The organism is Burkholderia sp. LAS2, assembly GCF_018417615.1.
Classification (GTDB): Bacteria; Pseudomonadota; Gammaproteobacteria; order Burkholderiales; family Burkholderiaceae; genus Burkholderia; species Burkholderia sola.
Map to the genome: position 1 here is coordinate 2,085,316 of NZ_CP071052.1, position 17,602 is coordinate 2,102,917.

General features: G+C 67.6%; 17 protein-coding genes. 16 read left to right on the forward strand and 1 reads right to left on the reverse strand.

Annotation, left to right across the window (positions count from 1 at the left end; translation table 11 throughout):
* Nucleotides 1-385: 385 nt before the first annotated feature.
* A complete protein-coding gene (locus JYG37_RS09705) occupies nt 386-3,265 on the reverse strand; it encodes a glycosyl hydrolase family 18 protein (protein WP_249746038.1) in 2,880 nt (959 codons plus the stop codon).
* 285 nt (nt 3,266-3,550) lie between these two features.
* Between JYG37_RS09705 and gbpA the strand changes: the two genes are divergently transcribed.
* The 16 genes from gbpA (at nt 3,551) to JYG37_RS09785 (ending at nt 17,554) form a co-directional block, all read left to right on the forward strand.
* Nucleotides 3,551-5,008, forward strand: a complete 1,458-nt coding sequence (gbpA, locus tag JYG37_RS09710) for an N-acetylglucosamine-binding protein GbpA (RefSeq protein WP_050012526.1) — start codon at nt 3,551-3,553, stop codon at nt 5,006-5,008.
* Nucleotides 5,009-5,280: 272 nt separating this feature from the next.
* Complete coding sequence (gene gspG / locus JYG37_RS09715) at nt 5,281-5,721, forward strand: type II secretion system major pseudopilin GspG (RefSeq protein ID WP_050012527.1); 441 nt, start codon at nt 5,281-5,283, stop codon at nt 5,719-5,721.
* Nucleotides 5,696-6,208: a lytic transglycosylase domain-containing protein gene (locus JYG37_RS09720; RefSeq protein WP_050012687.1), complete on the forward strand. Its 513-nt coding sequence runs from the start codon at nt 5,696-5,698 to the stop codon at nt 6,206-6,208. The genes gspG and JYG37_RS09720 overlap by 26 nt, the downstream gene beginning before the upstream one ends.
* 2 nt (nt 6,209-6,210) lie before the next feature.
* On the forward strand, nt 6,211-7,395 hold the full coding sequence (locus tag JYG37_RS09725; RefSeq protein ID WP_050012528.1) for a type II secretion system F family protein: 1,185 nt from the start codon (nt 6,211-6,213) through the stop codon (nt 7,393-7,395).
* 50 nt (nt 7,396-7,445) lie between these two features.
* Nucleotides 7,446-9,077 (forward strand): GspE/PulE family protein, encoded by a 1,632-nt coding sequence (locus JYG37_RS09730; RefSeq protein WP_050012529.1) that lies wholly within the window; start codon nt 7,446-7,448, stop codon nt 9,075-9,077.
* On the forward strand, nt 9,058-9,825 hold the full coding sequence (locus JYG37_RS09735) for a hypothetical protein (protein WP_235356171.1): 768 nt from the start codon (nt 9,058-9,060) through the stop codon (nt 9,823-9,825). Before JYG37_RS09730 ends, JYG37_RS09735 begins: the two co-directional genes overlap by 20 nt.
* The gene (locus JYG37_RS09740; RefSeq protein WP_213346052.1) at nt 9,822-10,352 is read left to right on the forward strand and encodes a hypothetical protein; all 531 of its coding nucleotides are present in this window, start codon (nt 9,822-9,824) and stop codon (nt 10,350-10,352) included. The genes JYG37_RS09735 and JYG37_RS09740 overlap by 4 nt, the downstream gene beginning before the upstream one ends.
* Nucleotides 10,349-10,903, forward strand: a complete 555-nt coding sequence (locus tag JYG37_RS09745; protein ID WP_050012531.1) for a hypothetical protein — start codon at nt 10,349-10,351, stop codon at nt 10,901-10,903. Before JYG37_RS09740 ends, JYG37_RS09745 begins: the two co-directional genes overlap by 4 nt.
* Complete coding sequence (locus JYG37_RS09750; RefSeq protein ID WP_050012532.1) at nt 10,900-11,382, forward strand: hypothetical protein; 483 nt, start codon at nt 10,900-10,902, stop codon at nt 11,380-11,382. The genes JYG37_RS09745 and JYG37_RS09750 overlap by 4 nt, the downstream gene beginning before the upstream one ends.
* 31 nt (nt 11,383-11,413) lie before the next feature.
* Nucleotides 11,414-13,828, forward strand: a complete 2,415-nt coding sequence (locus tag JYG37_RS09755) for a secretin GspD/PilQ domain-containing protein (RefSeq protein WP_213346053.1) — start codon at nt 11,414-11,416, stop codon at nt 13,826-13,828.
* On the forward strand, nt 13,825-14,313 hold the full coding sequence (locus tag JYG37_RS09760; RefSeq protein WP_089488401.1) for a type II secretion system protein: 489 nt from the start codon (nt 13,825-13,827) through the stop codon (nt 14,311-14,313). The genes JYG37_RS09755 and JYG37_RS09760 overlap by 4 nt, the downstream gene beginning before the upstream one ends.
* Nucleotides 14,288-14,683, forward strand: a complete 396-nt coding sequence (locus tag JYG37_RS09765) for a type II secretion system protein (RefSeq protein ID WP_213346054.1) — start codon at nt 14,288-14,290, stop codon at nt 14,681-14,683. Before JYG37_RS09760 ends, JYG37_RS09765 begins: the two co-directional genes overlap by 26 nt.
* A gap of 13 nt (nt 14,684-14,696) precedes the next feature.
* A complete protein-coding gene (locus JYG37_RS09770) occupies nt 14,697-15,194 on the forward strand; it encodes a type II secretion system protein (protein ID WP_235356172.1) in 498 nt (165 codons plus the stop codon).
* 13 nt (nt 15,195-15,207) lie between these two features.
* Complete coding sequence (locus JYG37_RS09775; RefSeq protein ID WP_050012537.1) at nt 15,208-15,891, forward strand: response regulator transcription factor; 684 nt, start codon at nt 15,208-15,210, stop codon at nt 15,889-15,891.
* Between the two features lie 395 nt (nt 15,892-16,286).
* A complete protein-coding gene (locus JYG37_RS09780; RefSeq protein ID WP_050012538.1) occupies nt 16,287-16,808 on the forward strand; it encodes a fimbrial protein in 522 nt (173 codons plus the stop codon).
* 17 nt (nt 16,809-16,825) lie between these two features.
* Nucleotides 16,826-17,554 carry a fimbrial biogenesis chaperone gene (locus tag JYG37_RS09785; RefSeq protein WP_050012539.1) on the forward strand — a complete coding sequence of 243 codons (729 nt, stop codon included), beginning with the start codon at nt 16,826-16,828 and terminating at the stop codon, nt 17,552-17,554.
* The last annotated feature ends 48 nt before the right edge of the window (nt 17,555-17,602 follow it).

Genomic DNA, 17,602 nt, shown 5'->3' on the forward strand with positions numbered 1-17,602 from the left:
GGGCGGAAGGAAGCGTGAAAGGGTTGCGTGCGTCTTGCTGTCGTACCGCCTACCGCTTACCGCACGACGGCGAGGCCGCGAATGCCGCCAGGCGATGACGATCCGGCGGCCCGGCCCTGTCGGCCATCGCGCGCACCATCCGGCGCGTTTGCAGGCTGATCCTGCGGCGTACGGATGCACGCGCGGCGGCACGGCAAGCGCCGGAAGCCGACACGGGAGACCGACGCCTGAAACGGCCGCGCATCGCCCGGTCCCGAAACGAAAACGCCCCCGCACGAGGCGGGGGCGATTCAGGCATTTGCCGTTGTGCGTCGTTGGACGCGGGTTTCACATCGGCCGGGGCGCCGCGATGGCGCGGCCGGCCGGACCTGGCACGTCGTCGGTCTTACTCCTTGTGTTCCTCCCACGCCTGGTCCCATGCGGTGCCCTTGCCCGGCTCGTAAGCCCAGGCCGCCATCGAGCACCAGTTGGTGTACGGGAACGGCTTGCAGCGGTACAGCTTGCCGTTGTTGGAGACGACGTCGCCGGCGTTGTACTTCGTCCCTTCCTTGTACTGCGGGTGGTCGCCGCCGCCTTCGCCGCCGCCGTTGCCGCCGCCTTCGCCGCCGCCGTTGCCGCCGCCTTCGCCGCCACCGTTGCCGCCGTCACCATGGAGCGTCCACGCGTCGTTCCACGCGAAGCCCTTGCCCGGTTCGTATGCCGCCGGCGCGCCGGAGCACCAGCCGCTGTACGGGAACGGCTTGCACTGGTACAGCTTGCCGAGGTTCGACACGATGTCGCCAGCGTTGTATTGCGTACCGGCCTTGTATGCCGGGTACTCGCCGCCGCCATTGCCGCCGCCTTCGCCACCGCCGTTACCGCCACCCGCATCCTTCGCCTTCACGAGGACCGTATGTTTGGCGCTGCTCGACAGCTTGCCGTCGCTGACGGTGACCGAGAACGTGAACGACTGGTCCTTCGCGAGTTCGGGCGCGGAGAAGTTCAACGTCGCGCCGCTCGGCGTTGCGTTGATGCCGGTCGGGACGTTCCACTTGAAGCTCAGCTTGTCGCCGTCCGGGTCGGTCGACTTCGCGGCCGACAGCGTCACGGCCTGGCCGGCTTCAGCCGTTGCCGGGCCGCCGAGGTGCGCGACCGGCGGACGGTTCTCGGCGGGCGGCGGCTCGACCGTCGCGTCCGCCTGCGCGGTCACGACCACCTGCGCCGTATCCTTCAGCCCGGCCGGATCGGTGACCGTCACGCGGAACGTGTACTTCGTGTCCTGTTTGACCGACGGCACGTCGACGCTCGCGGTCGCGCTCGTCGCATTGACGAGCTTCAGCGGATCGCCGCCGACCTGTTCCCACTTGAAGCTCAGCTTGTCGCCGTCGGGGTCGCGCGACTTCGACGCATCGAGCGTCACCGTCTGCGGCCCGGTCACCGTCATGTCGGCGCCTGCGTTCGCGACCGGCGGATGGTTTTCGGCACCGCCGCCGCCTTCGTCGCCGTGGCCGAGGCCCTTGTGCATCGCGTTCAGGATGTCGCCGTTGTCCGCGTCGATTTCCCACGAGAACAGGCCGCCCAACTGATGCGCACGCACGTAGTCGCCCTTGGCGAGGACCGAACGCTCGTCGTCGAACGTGAGGAGTTCGCCGGTGCTCTTGTTGAACACGTACGGCGCTTCGGCCGTCTGGTCGTAGTGGTATTCGTAGCCGTTGATGCCGGCGTTGTTCGGCCCGATCATCTCCGCCTTGAGCTTCTTGTAGTCGAGGATGCCCGGCTCCCACTGGCCCTTGTGCGGGCCCGTCGCCGTGCCGGTGAACGGATTGCCGTCGGCATAGCCGTGCACGCCGTTCCAGCCGCGCGCATACGCCGCCGCGCCGACCACGAGCTTTTTCGGATCGACGCCCTGCGCGAGCAGCGCCTTGATCGAGTTGTGCGTCGTGTACGCGGTGTCGGGCTTCCAGTCCGGTGCGTACAGCGCGGTTTGATGGCCCAGCTCCGTCAGACTGAACGCACCGTAGAAGTCGTACGTCATGTCGAAGATGTAGTCCATGTACTTCGTGGCTTCCTTGTAGTTCACCACGTCGATCTTGTCCTTGCCCGCGCCGATCGCCGACGTCAGCTCGTAGGTCTTGCCGGTTTCCTGCGACAGCTTGTCGAGCATCTGCCGCAGTTCCTTCATCAGCGTCACATACAGCGGGCCGTCCTTCACCGGATCGCCGAGCGACGGATTCACGCCCTTGCCGCCGGGGAATTCCCAGTCGATGTCGACGCCGTCGAAGAACTTCCACGTGCGCAGCAGTTGTTCGGTCGAATCGACGAACACCTTGCGCTTCGCCGGATCGTGCATCTGGAAGAACGGGTCGGATAGCGTCCAGCCGCCGATCGACGGCAGGATCTTCAGGTTCGGGTTGCGCTTCTTCGCGGCCATCATCTGGCCGAGCACGCCCTTGAGCTTCGAATTCGCGGTCTGGCCCGGCAGCGCCTTGGCCATTTCGCCGTACGTGTCGTGGATCGCGACGCTGTAGTCGGGCAGGCCCTTGCAGCTTTGCATCAGCGTGTTGAACGAGCCCGGCAGGTCCTTCGCGAGCGACGCGTTCACGTCCGCGCCGCCGCAGATCGGGATGAAGCCGTACAGCATGTGCGTGAGGTTCTCGACCGGCACGTTGTCGACGTTGAACTTGCGATCGTAGATCGACCAGGTCGCGAAGTAGGTGCCGACCACCGAGCCGGACGTGTTCGCATACGGCTTGTGGGTCTTGCTCGCGTTGTTCGGCAGGTCGTCCGCCAGTTCGGGAATCGTGTCGAACACGACCACGTCGAGCGGCGCGCTGTCGGTCGAGGCGCCGTTGGCGTCGATCACGCGAACCTGCATCTTCTTTACGCCGGGCGTCTTCACGTTCGCGACGACCTGGCCGCTTTGCGTGCCGCCGGGCGTCATCCGGACCTCGGACGCCGGATCGACGACACCGTTGACCACCGCGACCGCCTTCACCGCGGTGCCGTTGCTCCAGATGTCGAACGGTAGCGGCACGTCGACCTTCTTGTTCAGCTTGACGATGTCCTTGTACGGCGCGACGCCGGCCTTCTGCATGTCGATCTCGACGAAGCCGTGCGGCTGCGACGTGATTTCGTACTGCTTCAGGCTGGGCTTGCCGGGCGCGGCCAGCGCGGCGTTCGCGAAGCTCAGCGCGCTGGCCGCGGCGAGCGCGGCATAGGCAACGTGCGCACGACGCAGGGAGCGGCGGCGGATCACGATGTCGGGAGTGCGTTTATGCGATTTCAATTTGATAACCATCCATCCGGGTGTTGAAAGAAAGTGCGGGAAAGCGAGCACATTCTTTTTCGAGGGCGGCATGGCGGCAACGATTCTCAACGCAATCTAAAAGCGGGCGGGCTGGGGGCGACGATTCTTTGAGAGATCGTTCAGGAAGGTACGCCGAAGCGCGGCGCCTGACGATACTGCACCCAGCGTTTCGTCAGCAGGACATACGTCACGCACATTCCGGCGGATCGTTCGCGATTCGCTTAACGAGGCAACTCCATTCAACGCTCAACCCAACGGAATCAGATGAGAACCCGATCAGCCAAAAAGACCCTCTTTACCCTGTCGCCGCTCGTAGCCTGCGCGTCGATGTTCTTCGCGCAAGCCGCGTTTGCCCACGGCTACCTGTCGGAGCCGCCGTCGCGCGGCCTGCTGTGCAGTTCGAAGGCGGGCAAGGTCGAAAACTTCAACTGCGGTTCGGTCACCTACGAACCGCAAAGCATCGAAGGCAAGCAGGGTTTCCCGGCAGCCGGCGCGCCGGACGGCGAGATCGCGAGCGGCGGCGTGACGCAGTTCAGCGAGCTCAACGAGCAGTCGGTCGATCGCTGGAAGATCACCGACATCAAGCCGGGCGCGCAGAAGTTCAAGTGGACGTTCACCGCGCCGCACGTGACGAAGGAATTCAAGTACTACCTGACGAAGCAGGGCTGGAATCCGAACGCGAAGCTCACGCGCGAGCAGTTCGACCTGACGCCGTTCTGCACGATCGACGGCGGGATGAAAAAAGCCGACGAGATCGGCCCGCACGGCTGCACGATCCCGTCGGACAAGAAGGGCCATCACGTGATGCTGACGACGTGGCACGTCGGCGATACGGCCGGCATGTTCTATAACGTGGCCGACCTGAACATCACCGACGCCGGCGGCCCGACCGATCCGGGCAAGCCGAACTGGTCGAACGTCGGCAGCATCGCGCCGACGATGGACCTGAAGACTGGCGACAAGGTCACGAACCGCGTGTTCAAGTCGGGCGGCGAAGTGCCGTCGATGAAGACCACGGTGACGATCGGCTCCGCGCAGCAGGGCGAACGCAACATGTGGCCGATGCTGCTCGCGAAGGAAATCAACCGCACGCAGGCGGCGAACCTGATCGCCGGCGTCGAGCGCGACGGCCGCATCGAGCCCGCGCTTGGCAAGAACGACGTGTTCTCGAAGAGCACCAGCGGCATCGTGCGCACCGAGACGACGATCGATCACCAGCCGGAAGGCGGCCTCGACGAAGGCTTCAGCATTTCGAACAACGGCGAGTTCAAGATCCAGAACGGCAAGGCGACCGCGAAGTTCTTCCTGAAGTTCAATCACACCAAGGACACGAACGTCACGGTGAAGGTCTACGACGCGGCGAACTCGCTGGTCGGCTCGAAGTCGTCGACGATGCGCATGCAGGGCGACGTGAACGTCGATATCGCGAACGCGAAGGCGGGCGACCACACGGCCGTGGCGACGTCGCAGATCGAGGGCGGCACGCTGAAGCAGGAAACCACCACGTTCAAGCTGACCGGCGAATCGGGCGGCGAAGGCGCTCAGTGCCAGGCTGCCTGGAAGCAGGGGACGGCCTACACGGGCGGTGCGAAGGTGCAGCACAACGGCCGCACGTACGAGGCGCGCTGGTGGACCCAGAACGAGGTCCCGGGCGATCCGGCATCGACGGGCGCCGACCATACCGGCAAGGTGTGGAAGGACCTGGGCGCCTGCAGCAAGTAACGACCTGACAAGGAGATGACGTGAGCCGCGCGCAGCCATGCGCGCGGCTTTTTTGCTGACGCGCGGTCGCGAGTCGGCCGATTCAAAACCGTTTTTGATATTTCGTTGATGAAGGTGGTGACGCTTCCCTTCCCCCGGGAAAATGACCTCATCGATCGGCGCTTTCCTTCAATCGAACCACCTCTCCGAAAGCGCCTCACTCACCTGCCGTCTGCAACACGACGGCCCCCGGCCGCGACGCCGTGCCGGGATCTCTACAGAGGGCAAACGACGTGAAACAGAACTACCGGAAATGGGCAACGCGCCGCGGCCAGCAGGGCTTTACGCTGCTGGAGCTGCTGGTCGTGCTGCTGATCATCGCGCTGCTGGCCGGCTATGTCGGTCCGAAGCTGTTCTCGCAGGTCGACAAGGCCAAGGTCAAGTCGACCGAAGCGCAGATGAAGACGCTGGGCGACGCGGTCACGCAATTCCGGCTCGACACGGGCCGCTATCCGACGGCCGACGAAGGGCTCGACTCGCTGGTCGCGCAGCCGCAAGGCAGCGACGGCTGGAACGGTCCGTACCTCGCGAAGGCGGTGCCGAAGGACGGCTGGGGCCGCGCCTACCAATGGAACGTGCCGGGCCGCGAAGGCGAGGCGGAGATCGTGTCGCTCGGACGGGACGGTCGTGTCGGCGGGAGTGGTCTCGATGCGGACCTCGTCTATGACATGTAAGGGTCCGCGCCGCTGGATCGCGGGGGTGGCGCTGTTCGCCGCCTGCGCGTCCGGCGCCGCGGCCAAGGATTGCTGGACCCGGGCGGGCGATCGTCACGGCATCGATCCGTTGCTGCTGGTCGCGATCGCGAAAGTGGAATCCGCGTTGAACCCGCGCGCGATGAACTGGAACCGGAACGGCACCTACGACATCGGGCTGATGCAGATCAACAGTTCGCATTTGCCGCGTCTCGTCAAGGTCGGCGTGACGCACAAGCGATTGATCGACGAGCCGTGCACGTCGATCGACACCGGCGCGTCGATTCTCGCCGGATTCATCGACCGGCACGGCTACACGTGGAACGCAGTCGGCGCGTACAACGCCGGGTCGTCGACGAAACGGGAGCCCGCGCGCAAGGCTTATGCGACCAAGGTCTGGCGCGTGTACCACGCGCTGACGAGCGATCGCGACTCGAGCCTCGCGCTGCTCGACGATTGGCGGAGGTAGCGATGGACGCGTTTCGGGTACGCGTGCTTGCCGCCGGCAAGGTCACGCAGCAGGCGGTCGAAGCGGCAAGCGAGACGGACGTGCGGGCGCGCTTCGCGGCGCAGGGCGCGGTCGTGCTCGAGGTGCGGCGCGATGCCCGTTTCGGGCGTCGTAGACGGGCGCCGAAGTTCGCGCTCGCGCTGTTCCTGCAGGAATTGTCGACGCTGCTCGACGCGGGCCTCGTGCTGATCGAGGCGCTCGAGGCGCTGCGCGACAAGGCGGATTCGGGCCGGGATGCGAAGCACGTGATCGACCGGATCCTGGCGGTGATGGTCGAGGGGCAGCCGTTGTCGAAGGCGCTCGCGCAGCAGCCCGCCATTTTTCCGCCGCTGCTCGTCGCGACGATCGAATCGTCGGAGGGCAGCGGTCAGTTGCCGCTCGTCCTCAAGCGCTATCAGCAATACGAAGTGCGAATCGAACAGGTTCGCAAGCGCGTGATCGGCGCGCTGATCTATCCGGCGGTCGTGATCGGCGTGGGCATCGCGATCCTGCTGTTCATGGCGTTCTTCGTGATCCCGCGTTTCGCGGTGGTGTTCGAATCGCTCGCCACATTGCCTGCGACGGCCCGCGCGATGCTCTGGTGGGCGAACCTGCTGCGCGAGAACGGGATGGCGGTCGGGCTCGCGGTCGCTGCGTCGTTCGTCGGCGCGGCGCTGGCGCTCCGCTCGGCCGCGTTCAAGCGTGCGGTGCAGCGCCTGATGTGGCGCGCGCCGAAAGTGCGCGACATCTGCGCGCTGTTCGCGCTCACGCGGTTCTACCGGACCGTCGGCCTGCTGATCGCGGGCGGCACGCCGGCGATCGTGGCGCTGGAGCTGTCCGGCAAGGTGTTGCCCGAGCACTTTCGCGCGCGGCTCGCCGTCGCGCTGACCGAGATGCGCGCAGGGCGGCCGGTCGCGGCCGTGCTCGCCGCGCATGGATTGACGACGTCGGTCGCCGAGCGGCTGTTGCGCGTGGGCGAACAGAGCGGCGACCTCGGCGGGATGTGCGAGCACATCGCGCAGTTTCACGACGGCGCGCTCGACCGCGCGATCGAGATGCTCAGCAAGGTGTTCGAACCGGTCCTGATGCTCGCGGTGGGCGCAACGGTCGGCGCGGTGGTCCTGCTGCTCTACATGCCGATCTTCGAATTGGCCGGCAGCGTCGGATAGCCCGGGCGCCAACGCGTTCGCGATTCCACTGTCCAACTGGAGAAAATTCAATGAAAACGGAACACATCGTTCAACGCTGGCAGTCGGAATCCGACGCATCGGGCGTCGATTTCGCGCAGTACGTCGGCGGGTTGCTGGCCGCCGATGCGGCGCTGCTCGCGCAGGCGGCCGCCTGCCTCGGCATCGGCGCGGTCGACGCGGATGCGCTGCGCGCGGCGCGCACGCGCTTCGACCTGCTGCCGCTGCACGACGCGCTGACCTGGCGCGTGCTGCCGGTCGAACTCGACGGCGCGCCGTGCGTGGTCGTCGCCGATCCGTTCGCCCGCCACGTGCGCGACGAACTGCTTGCGCGCTTCGGCACGCGGCCGATCGAACTGGCGATGAGCGCGCCGGGCGAGGTCGAGCGGCTGCTCGGCGACATCGAGTCGAGCGAGCGGCTGATGGATGACGTGACGATCGATACGCAGGGCGATTCGCTCGCGCAGGCGATCGAGTCGATCTCGCTCGCGAGCATCGCGAAGGACGAAAGCCCGATCATCCGGCTCGTCAACACGACGCTCTACGACGCGCTGCAGAGCCGCGCCAGCGACATTCATCTCGAAGCGGTGCCGGACGGCCTGTCGATCCGCTACCGGATCGACGGCGTGCTGCAGTCGATCCGCCATATTCCGGGGCTCGAGGCGGCCGCGCAGACGCTGTCGCGTCTCAAGGTGCTCGCCGCGCTCGACATCGCGGAGAAGCGCGTGCCGCAGGACGGCCGCTTCAAGGTCGTGATGCAGGGCCGCGAAATCGATTTCCGCGTGTCGATCATTCCCGGCACCCATGGCGAAAACGCGGTGATGCGCGTGCTCGACAAGTCGCAGCGCGGCGACAGCGTGAGCCTCGACGTGCTCGGCTTCGATGCGCCGACGGCGCGGCGCGTGCGCGCGCTCGCGCATCGTCCGTACGGGCTGATGCTCGTGACGGGGCCGACCGGCAGCGGCAAGTCGACGACGCTGTACGCGGTGCTGTCGGAGGTCAACACCGGCGACGACAAGATCATCACGATCGAGGACCCGGTCGAATACGAACTGCAGGGCGTGCTGCAGATTCCGGTCAACGAGCGCAAGGGGCTCACGTTCGCGCGCGGCCTGCGCTCGATCCTGCGTCACGATCCGGACACGGTCATGGTCGGCGAGATCCGCGACGAGGAGACCGCGTCGATCGCCGTGCAATCCGCGCTGACCGGCCACCGCGTGCTGTCGACCGTGCATGCGAACGACGGGTTCAGCGTGATCGACCGGTTCATCTACATGGGCGTGGAGCCGTCGACGTTTCTCGAGGCGCTGAACGGCGTCGTGTCGCAGCGCCTGGTACGCCGGATCTGCGCGAACTGCGGCGACGCCGCGCACGGCGCCGACCTGCGCGACGCGCCGCTCGACGAGCTGAAGCGCGTGGTCGCGCCCGGCGCGGGCTGCGAGACGTGCCGCGGCACCGGCTATCACGGCCGGATCGGGCTCGCGGAAGTGCTGACGCTCGACGCCGCGATGAAGGTCGCGTTGCTCGAACGCTCGATCGAGAAGCGGACGCGCGCGCTTGCGGACAACGCCGACTACCAGTCGATGCGCGACGCGGGGCTGGCGGCGATTCGCGCGAGGCTCACGACGTTCCAGGAGGTGCAGCGTGCGATCGCCGTGGAATAACGCCGTCGCGGTGCTCGACGCCGACACGCTGCGCGTGTGGACGAGCGACGGCTGGCGCGTGCGTCGCGCCGGCCCGCCGCAGATCGTCGTCGCGCACGACGGACTGCCGGCCGACGCGCTGGCGCGGGTGCTGGGCGACCTGCCGAAGCAGCGCCTGCCGATGTGCAACCGCCTGCGGATCGTCGTCGGCCATCCGTGGACGCATGGCGTCGTGCTGCCGTGGCAGGACGGGCTGGTGTCGGACGCCGCCTGGGACGGCTATGCGCGCGCGCTGTTCGCCGCCCGCGCGCAGCGCGGTGCGCTGCGCATCCGTATCGAAGCCGCGCGGCACGGCCGCGCACGTCTGGCGGTGGCGGCCTGCGACACGTTGCTCGCGTCGCTCGCGACCGTGAGCCGCGCCACCGGCTGGCGGCTCGTCAGCGTGCGCGATGCGCTGTCGGCGTCGCTCACGCTGCATGCGGGCCGCCTGAGCGCGGAAGACTGCCGCTACGCACTATTGCAGCCGCGCGTCGTCACCTGCGTGTTTCGTCGCGCTGGCGAGTGGGCCGACGTGGTCACGCTGCCGCGTGCGGGCGGCCGGCGGCTCGACGACTGGTTCGCCGCCGCCGCGCTGATGGCCGGGCAGCCGCTGGCCGGCGCGGCGTTCGCGAGTGCGCTCGACGGCGCGCCGCCGGCCGCGGACGACGTCACGCTGCTCGACGACGGGTGGGGCGACGTACCCGTGTGCGCATCCGGAGAACCGGCATGACGCGCGTCGACGAACTGGATTTCGCGGCGCCTCGCACGCGCGTCACGCCGTGGGCGGCCGTCGCGCTGTGCTGCGCGTTGCTCACCGGTGCATTCGCCGCGAGCGAGTGGTCGCGCGTCGACCAGTTGCGCGACGACGTCGACCGCCTCGAAAGCCGTATCGACCAGCGCAAGCGCGCGATCGCGCGCGAGCAGCGCCGGCAGAAGAGCATGACGCCGGAGCAGCGCCGCATCGAGCGCGTGCTCGCCGAGCAGAAGACGAGCGCCGCGGGCTCCGGGCTGTCGGTGGTCGACTGGATCGAGCACGCATGGACGCCGCAAATCGCGCTGAAGTCGCTGACGGTCGACAAGGCCGGCCGCGAGGCGCGCATCGAAGGCGGCGCGGCGGAGTTGTCGCACATCTACATCTTCGTCGATCGTCTGAACGACCGTCACCCGGACCGCAAGATCGGCCTGCTGCAGCACCGCACGAAAGCGGAGGACGGCAAGAACATCTTTCACTTCAGCCTGAGCATCGAACACCCATGACGAACCTGAAAGCAATCGACACGACGGCGCTTGCCGCGCGGCTGCGCTGGGGCGCCTATGCGGCGACCGCCAAGCTCGGCGTGCCGGGGCTGCTCGCGGGCGGACTGGTCGTCGCGCTGATCGGCGCTCACGCGCTGCACCTGCAGCCGGACGACGAGCGGCTCGAGGCCGAGCGTTCGGCGCGCGTGGCGGAGCTGGCCGCGCTGCCGAAGCCGGGCAAGCAGGCCGGCGCCGGCGGCATGACGCTGCAGCAGGTGCAGCAACTGCGCAGCAGCGAGCAGGCGTACTCGATTTTCCAGATCCTGTCGCAGCGCGGCATGGATCGCAAGCACGCGACGTATCGCCGCGAAGTCGAGATGAAGGGCAAGCTGCGCCGGCTCACGATCAGCATCGCGCTGAGCGGCAGCTATGTCGGGCTGCGCGAAGCGATGCGCGAGATCGCGGACCAGCCGATGGTGCGCATCGAGGGCGTGTCGATCGAGCGCGACCGGATCGACAGCGCCACCGTCACCGCCGACCTGCGGGTCAGCCTGCTGGGGCCCGATACATGATGCGCACCGTCCTGATCCCGCTGGCGCTCGCAGTCGCCACCGCTTGCCTCTCCGGCGGCAGCGCCGCGCACGAGAGCGGCAGCCCGGCGCCGATCGTCGACGTCTTCCCGGCGCAGAGCTGGGCGTCGCTCGGCGCGGAGCCGGCGCGCGACGACCCGCCGCCGGTCGCGGCGCCCGAACCCGCACCCGAACCGGAACCGCCGTCGCTCGACACGCCGATCGACGCGCCGCCGGCCGCCGCCGTCCCGTTCGAGATCGCCGGGGAGTGGCGCGAGAGCGGCCAGCGCATCGTCGTGCTGGAAGGCATCGGCAAGACGTTCCTGCTGTGCGGATCGCGCTGCGACGTGCGCGACGCGGTACGGCCGGGCGACGAGATCGCCGAAGGCTACCGGCTGAAGAAACTGGGCGAACAGGGCACGGTGATCGTGACCCGCGGCAGTGCCGATGTCGAGTTGTCGCTGCCCGTCCCGATCCAATGAACCCCGAATCCAACCTCTGCCGAACACCATCATGAAACGTAAAGTCAGTCTGTTGCTCCTGATTTCGGCGCTTGCGCTGACAGGATGCGCAAGTACCCCGTTCAATCCCGCGCCCGATGCCGCCGCGACGCCCGCCGAACGACTCGGCACGCTGCAGCAACAGCAGGCCGCCGCGCCCGACGACATCGCCGTCGCGACCGCCGTCGAATTCAGCCGGCAAGCGTATGTGCGCGCGGAACTGAAGGAAGCCGACCGCCAAGTCGCGCAGGGCAACCATGCGGCCGCGATCGATCACCTGGAGAACGTGCTGGGCGAAGATCCGGGCAACCTGAAAGCCGCCCAGACGATCGAGCAGGTCAAGCGCCGCCAGCAAATGGCGGTCGACCTCGCGCGCGCGCAGCGCATCGGCGGCGAGAAACCGCAGGAGGCGCTCGAGATCGCGCGGCGCATCCTCGCCGAGCAACCGAACCACGCGGGCGCCAAACGCCTGCGCGACACGATGCTGCGCCAGTCGCAGGCCAGCCGCGCGGTGCGCCCGCAACTGTCCGACGCGCTGCGCAAGCCGGTGTCGCTCAATTTCAAGCAGCAGCCGCTGGCCAACATCTTCGACGTGATTTCGCGCGTGTCCGGCGTGAATTTCGTGTTCGACCGCGACGTGGACACCAGTCAGGCCGCGACGCTGCTCGCGGAGCGCACGACCGCCGAAGACGCGATCAACCTGCTGCTGCGTACCAACCAGCTCGAGAAGAAGGTGCTCGACAAGCACACGCTGCTCGTCTACCCGTCGCAGCCTGAGAAGGCCCGCAATTACACGGAGTTCGCGATTCGCACGTTCTTCCTGTCGCATGCGGACGCCAAATCGGTGATGGCCGCGCTGCGCCAGATGGTCAAGCCGAAGGACGTGTACGTGGACGAGCGGGTGAACGCGGTCGTCATGCGCGACACGCCGGAGACGATCCAGGTCGCGGAGCGCGTGGTGATGGGGCTCGACATCCCGCAATCGGAAGTGACGCTCGACGTGCAGGTGCTCGAGGTGAACATGAACGACAGCCTCGATCTCGGCGTCCAGTATCCGGGCAAGATCCAGTTCAACGCGCTCGGCGGCGTGGAAGGCGGTGCGCTGACGCTCGGCGACCTGCTGCGGCTGAATCGCGACCGCGTCGGCGTGTCGAGCGAATCGGGCGGCCTCGCGCTCGCGATCGATCTGCTGCAGAAGCAGGGCAAGACGAAGACGCTCGCCAATCCGAAGATCCGCGTGCGCAACATGGAGAAGGCGAACATCAAGATCGGCGAACGCGTGCCGATCGTCACGACCACCAACGCGAACGGCGTCGTGACCGAATCGGTCAGCTACCAGGACGTGGGCCTGATGCTCAAGGTCGAACCGCGCATCAGCCTGAACGAGGAGGTGAGCGTCAAGGTGAACATGGAGGTCAGCAGCATCCTGTCGAAGGAAACCACGAAGACCGGCCTGGTCGCGTATTCGCTCGGCACGCGCAACGCCGAGACGCTGATGACCGCGAAGAACGGCGAAACGCAGATCCTCGCGGGCCTCGTCAAGCGCAACGAAAGCGACAGCATCGCCGGGCTGCCGGGCGTATCGGGCCTGCCCGTGCTCGGCCGGCTGTTCGGCTCGAACGGCCGCAGCAACGAGCGCTCGGAGATCGTGCTGCTGATCACGCCGCATATCGAGCGCAATCTCGACCTGCCGATGTCGGCGGTGACGACCTTCCTGTCGGGCACCGAGTCGCGCGTGACCACCGAAGCGCTGACGCTCGAGTCCGCGCAGGCCGTGCCGGCGCGCCTGCCGTCGCCGAACGGCCCGGATCTGGACGCGCCGATCGAGCCGTCGCCGCCCGCGGGCAACCGTGCAGCCGCGGAGCGCGACACCGCCGACTCGGCAGAGTCGGCCGGCGCGCAACCGCAGGCGCCCGCGGAGGCCCGGCAGGACGACGCGACGAGCCCTGCAGTCGAGTCCGGCGTGCGCGGCGTGGGAATGATGCGTACGCGTGCCGCGGCCGGGCAGCAGCCGGTTGCCGCCGTCAAGGTGGCCGCGCTCGCCCCGGCCGGCACGGCGGCGAACCGTCGGGCGGTAGCGCCGCGAGAGGATGCGCCGCACGCGGCCGCCACGCCGGCGAAGCCTGCCGGCCTGCGCGCGGAAATCGCGATGGCGCGAATCGAGCTGGATCGCGCGAGCGACATCGACGGGGCGTCGCAGCGCGCGCGACCGGCCGCGCTCGAGCATGCCGGCGCACCGGCGCCGGACGCGCAGGCGAGCGCCGCCGCTGCGCCTGCGCGCGGCGAGCACCGGGTCGCTACCGCGGTGCGCTCGCTGATCGCCACGCTGCAGGCGTTCGTCGATCGCTTCGTGGGCGGGCCCGAACCGGCCGCGCCGCTGTACGCCGACGCGCCGATGCTGCTGTCCCGCACGCGGGGCTTCGCATGAGCGTCCGTCGACGTGCCCGTGCGCGCGGCTTTACGCTGATCGAGCTGATGGTGGCGATGTCGCTGCTGGCGTTGCTCGCGACCGTCGCGCTGCCGTTGACGGATCTGGTCAAGCGGCGCGCGGACGAGGCCGAGCTGCGCCGTACGCTGGTCGTGATCCGCTCGGCACTCGATGCATACAAGGAGGCGGCGAGCGACGGGCGGATCGAGCGCAGCGTCGACGCGAGCGGCTACCCGGCCGACCTGCGCGTGCTCGTCGACGGCGTCGTCGACAAGAAGTCGACGGACGGTGCGCGACTGTATTTCCTGCGCAAGATTCCCGCCGATCCGATGTGCGAATGCGACGGCAAGGCGCCCGAAGACACGTGGGAAACGCGCAGCTACGCGAGCGATCCCGATTCGTTTTCTTCCGGTGAGGACGTGTTCGACATCCGCTCGACCAACCGCAAGGAGGGCCTCAATGGCGTCCCGTACAACCAGTGGTAGTCGTGTGCGCCGCGCCGCCGGCTTTACGCTGATCGAGTTGCTCGTCGTGATGGCGATCATCGCGGCGCTCACCGCGTTCGTCGCGCCCGGCTACCTGAAGCAGAGCGACCGCGCGAAGGAAACGGTGCTGCGTCACAACCTGAACACGCTGCGCCAGTCGATCGACGACTATCGGGCGGATCACAGCCGCGATCCCGCCACGCTCGATGCGCTGGTCGAGCAGCGCTACCTGCGCGAGCTGCCGCTCGATCCGGTCACCGGCAAGCGCGGCTCGTGGCGGCCGCAGGCCGGCGAGACGGGTGGCATCGCGGACGTGAAGAGCGGGGCGAAAGGGCGTGCGCTCGACGGGAGCGACTATGCGACGTGGTGATCGGCGATGCGGCTTGCGCAGACAGCGCGGCATCGCGTATCTCGGCGTGCTGATGCTGGTCGCGGCGCTCGGGCTCGGCATGACGCAGGCGGCGCGGATCTGGACGACGGTGCAGCAGCGCGACCGCGAGGCGCAGCTCCTGTTCGTCGGCGACCAGTTTCGCGCGGCGATCGCAAGCTACTACAATGCGGCGGGAGGCGGCCGCTATCCGGCGTCGCTCGACGCGCTGCTCGAGGATCGTCGCGGGCTGCCGACGGTGCGTCACCTGCGGCGCCTGTACGCCGATCCGCTGACCGGGTCGACGCAGTGGGGGCTCGTGAAGGCGCCGGACGGCGGCATCATGGGCGTGTTCAGCGAGGCGCCCGGGCAACCGCTGAAGCGCCAGGGTTTCCCGGCGCGATACGACGCGTTCGGCGACAGCGGCGCGTACAGCGAATGGACTTTTGTTTATCTGCCGCCCGCTCCGGTCGACGCTGCGGCGAACGGGCCGGGAGACGGGGCGGCATACTGAGATCAGGACGAACATGATTGTCGCAATACTTGAAGACATCGTGACCCAGGCAGGCGTCGTGGCCGGCTGGCTCAACAAGGCCGGCTACGACACGGAGGTGCGGCACGACGGCGACGGCTTCATCGAACTGGTGCGCACCCAGCGCGTCGACGTGCTGCTGCTCGACTGGGACGTGCCGGGCAAGTCGGGGATCGAGGTGATGCGCTGGGCGCGCGAATCGTTCGCCGACGCGCTGCCGATCATCATGATGACGCAGCACGACGGCGAGAACGACATCGTGTTCGGTCTGAACAGCGGCGCCGACGATTACCTGATCAAGCCGCTGCGCGAGCGCGAGCTGGTTGCACGCGTGAACGCGCAGGCGCGCAAGTACTATCCCGAGACGCAGCGGGCGAAGGTCGTCGAGGTCGGCAAGTTCGCGCTCGACGTGAGCGCGCACGCCGCGACCGTGGACGGTGCGCCGGTCGAACTGTCTCTGCGCGAGTTCGAGGTCGCGCTGATGCTGTTCGAGAGCGTCGGGCGGATCGTGTCGAAGGACATGATGATCAAGCGCATCTGGGGCGTGGTCGACCGGAAGTACGACGCGACGCTTGCCACCTACGTGAGCAAGCTGCGCTCGAGTCTCGGGCTGCGCGCAAAAAATGGCCTCGTGATCACGACGGTCTACAACTACGGATACCGGCTCGAGCGGGCCTGAGCATCCGGCCGGATAGCGGCCGCTTCGTCTCCCGATCCGGCGACGCGGGGTGGCGCACCGCCTCGGCTCGCTGGCCTTCCGCCGCCGTTCGGCATTGCAACGATGCACGTCGCGACGCTGTCGTGATGCGCGGCGGCGCGCTTCGCGATCCATTCATCCACCTGTTCTTTCTCTGTCATTTTCCACCGGTTCGAACGGCACGTTCGGTCACGCCGGTGCGAGATCGCGCTCGCGCTCGGCGCGCGTGCGGCGCCTGTCGGGCGATCGTTGAGGATCTCTTCACATTTGTTGGGTGGCGGCGACCGGGCCGGAATAATGCCTGTGAACTCGACGGGTTCACGGTTCCGCTGTCCGGGACCGGCAGTGAAGCTCCTTACTTTTCCCCAAGACATTCGATGAAACAGTTCCAGAAACCTTTCGTGCTGCTCGCCCTGATGGCGGCATTCGGTTCGACGTCCGCGTTCGCGGCCGACGGCACGGTGAACTTCCACGGCAAGATCGTCGCGACGACCTGCAAGATCGACAACAGCAATATTCAGGTGCCGCTCGGCGCAATCGGTATCGACCAGCTCGCCGAAGCGGGCCGGGAAAGCCGTCGCGTGCCGTTCCAGATCGCGCTGAGCGAGTGCAATGAGCAGTTGAGCGGCGTGCGTGCGCAGTTCGAAGGGCTGTCGCACGGCGAAGATGCGACGCTGCTCGCGGTCGGCACCGGCAGCAAGGACGACGCGAAAGGCGTCGGTATCCAGTTGATGCACGAAGACGGCAAGCAGATCGGCATCAATACGGAATCCGACACACTCCAGTTGACGCCGGGCAGCAACGTGCTGAACTTCGCCGCGAACTACGTTTCGACGTCGGACCAGACCGAGGCGGGCGAGGCGAACGGTACGGCGTCGTTCACGCTGAACTACCGTTGAGCCGAGGGGGCCAGCCGATGACGCATCGCTTCGTACCCCGCGTGCTTGCCTGCATGCTCGGGCTGTGCATGACTCACGGCGCGCTCGCGGGCATCGTGGTGGGCGCGACCCGCGTGATCCTGCAGGAAGACCGGCGCGAGGCCGTCGTGCCCGTGAAGAACACGGACGGCCAGCCGTATGTCGTGCAGGCGTGGATCGACGGCGGGCCCGCGCAGGCCGGCGCGAAAGCGCCGTTCTTCGTTACGCCGCCGCTGTCGCGGCTCGATCCCGGCAAGGAAAACCTGCTGCGCGTGATGCGCGTCAAGCACGCACTGCCGGCCGATCGCGAGTCGATGCTGTGGCTGAACGTGAAGGAAATACCGGTCGCGGCGAAGCAGGAGAACGTGTTGCAGATCGCGATCCAGACGCGGCTCAAGGCGTTCTACCGCCCGCAGGGCCTGACCGGCTCGGCGGCCGATGCACCGGCGGCGCTGACCTGGCGCATCGTGCCGTCGCGCGACGGCGCGATGCTGGCGGTGTTCAATCCGACGCCTTATCACGTCACGTTCGCGAAGATCGACGTCGATGCGGGGGCGACCGAGGATGTCGATCTCGAGACGGCGCCGCCGTTGCAGGCGACGACCTACCCGCTGCGCAACCTCCGTGCGCTGCCGGCGCAGCCGGTCGCGCTGCGGTTCAGCACGATCAACGACTACGGCGCCGTGACGCCGACCGTCACGGTGACGGTGCCGGCCGACGCCACCTGATGCGACGCGGTCGCGCAGCCGCGGCCGACGGGCGCTTCACGATCCGCT

What these genes read in the sequence shown, in the direction of transcription:
- gbpA (WP_050012526.1), top strand. Translation starts at nt 3,551, where the DNA reads ATGAGAACCCGATCAGCCAAAAAGACCCTCTTTACCCTGTCGCCGCTC.
- JYG37_RS09720 (WP_050012687.1), top strand. Translation starts at nt 5,696, where the DNA reads ATGCGGACCTCGTCTATGACATGTAAGGGTCCGCGCCGCTGGATCGCG.
- JYG37_RS09725 (WP_050012528.1), top strand. Translation starts at nt 6,211, where the DNA reads ATGGACGCGTTTCGGGTACGCGTGCTTGCCGCCGGCAAGGTCACGCAG.
- JYG37_RS09730 (WP_050012529.1), top strand. Translation starts at nt 7,446, where the DNA reads ATGAAAACGGAACACATCGTTCAACGCTGGCAGTCGGAATCCGACGCA.
- JYG37_RS09740 (WP_213346052.1), top strand. Translation starts at nt 9,822, where the DNA reads ATGACGCGCGTCGACGAACTGGATTTCGCGGCGCCTCGCACGCGCGTC.
- JYG37_RS09745 (WP_050012531.1), top strand. Translation starts at nt 10,349, where the DNA reads ATGACGAACCTGAAAGCAATCGACACGACGGCGCTTGCCGCGCGGCTG.
- JYG37_RS09750 (WP_050012532.1), top strand. Translation starts at nt 10,900, where the DNA reads ATGATGCGCACCGTCCTGATCCCGCTGGCGCTCGCAGTCGCCACCGCT.
- JYG37_RS09755 (WP_213346053.1), top strand. Translation starts at nt 11,414, where the DNA reads ATGAAACGTAAAGTCAGTCTGTTGCTCCTGATTTCGGCGCTTGCGCTG.
- JYG37_RS09760 (WP_089488401.1), top strand. Translation starts at nt 13,825, where the DNA reads ATGAGCGTCCGTCGACGTGCCCGTGCGCGCGGCTTTACGCTGATCGAG.
- JYG37_RS09765 (WP_213346054.1), top strand. Translation starts at nt 14,288, where the DNA reads ATGGCGTCCCGTACAACCAGTGGTAGTCGTGTGCGCCGCGCCGCCGGC.
- JYG37_RS09775 (WP_050012537.1), top strand. Translation starts at nt 15,208, where the DNA reads ATGATTGTCGCAATACTTGAAGACATCGTGACCCAGGCAGGCGTCGTG.
- JYG37_RS09780 (WP_050012538.1), top strand. Translation starts at nt 16,287, where the DNA reads ATGAAACAGTTCCAGAAACCTTTCGTGCTGCTCGCCCTGATGGCGGCA.
- JYG37_RS09785 (WP_050012539.1), top strand. Translation starts at nt 16,826, where the DNA reads ATGACGCATCGCTTCGTACCCCGCGTGCTTGCCTGCATGCTCGGGCTG.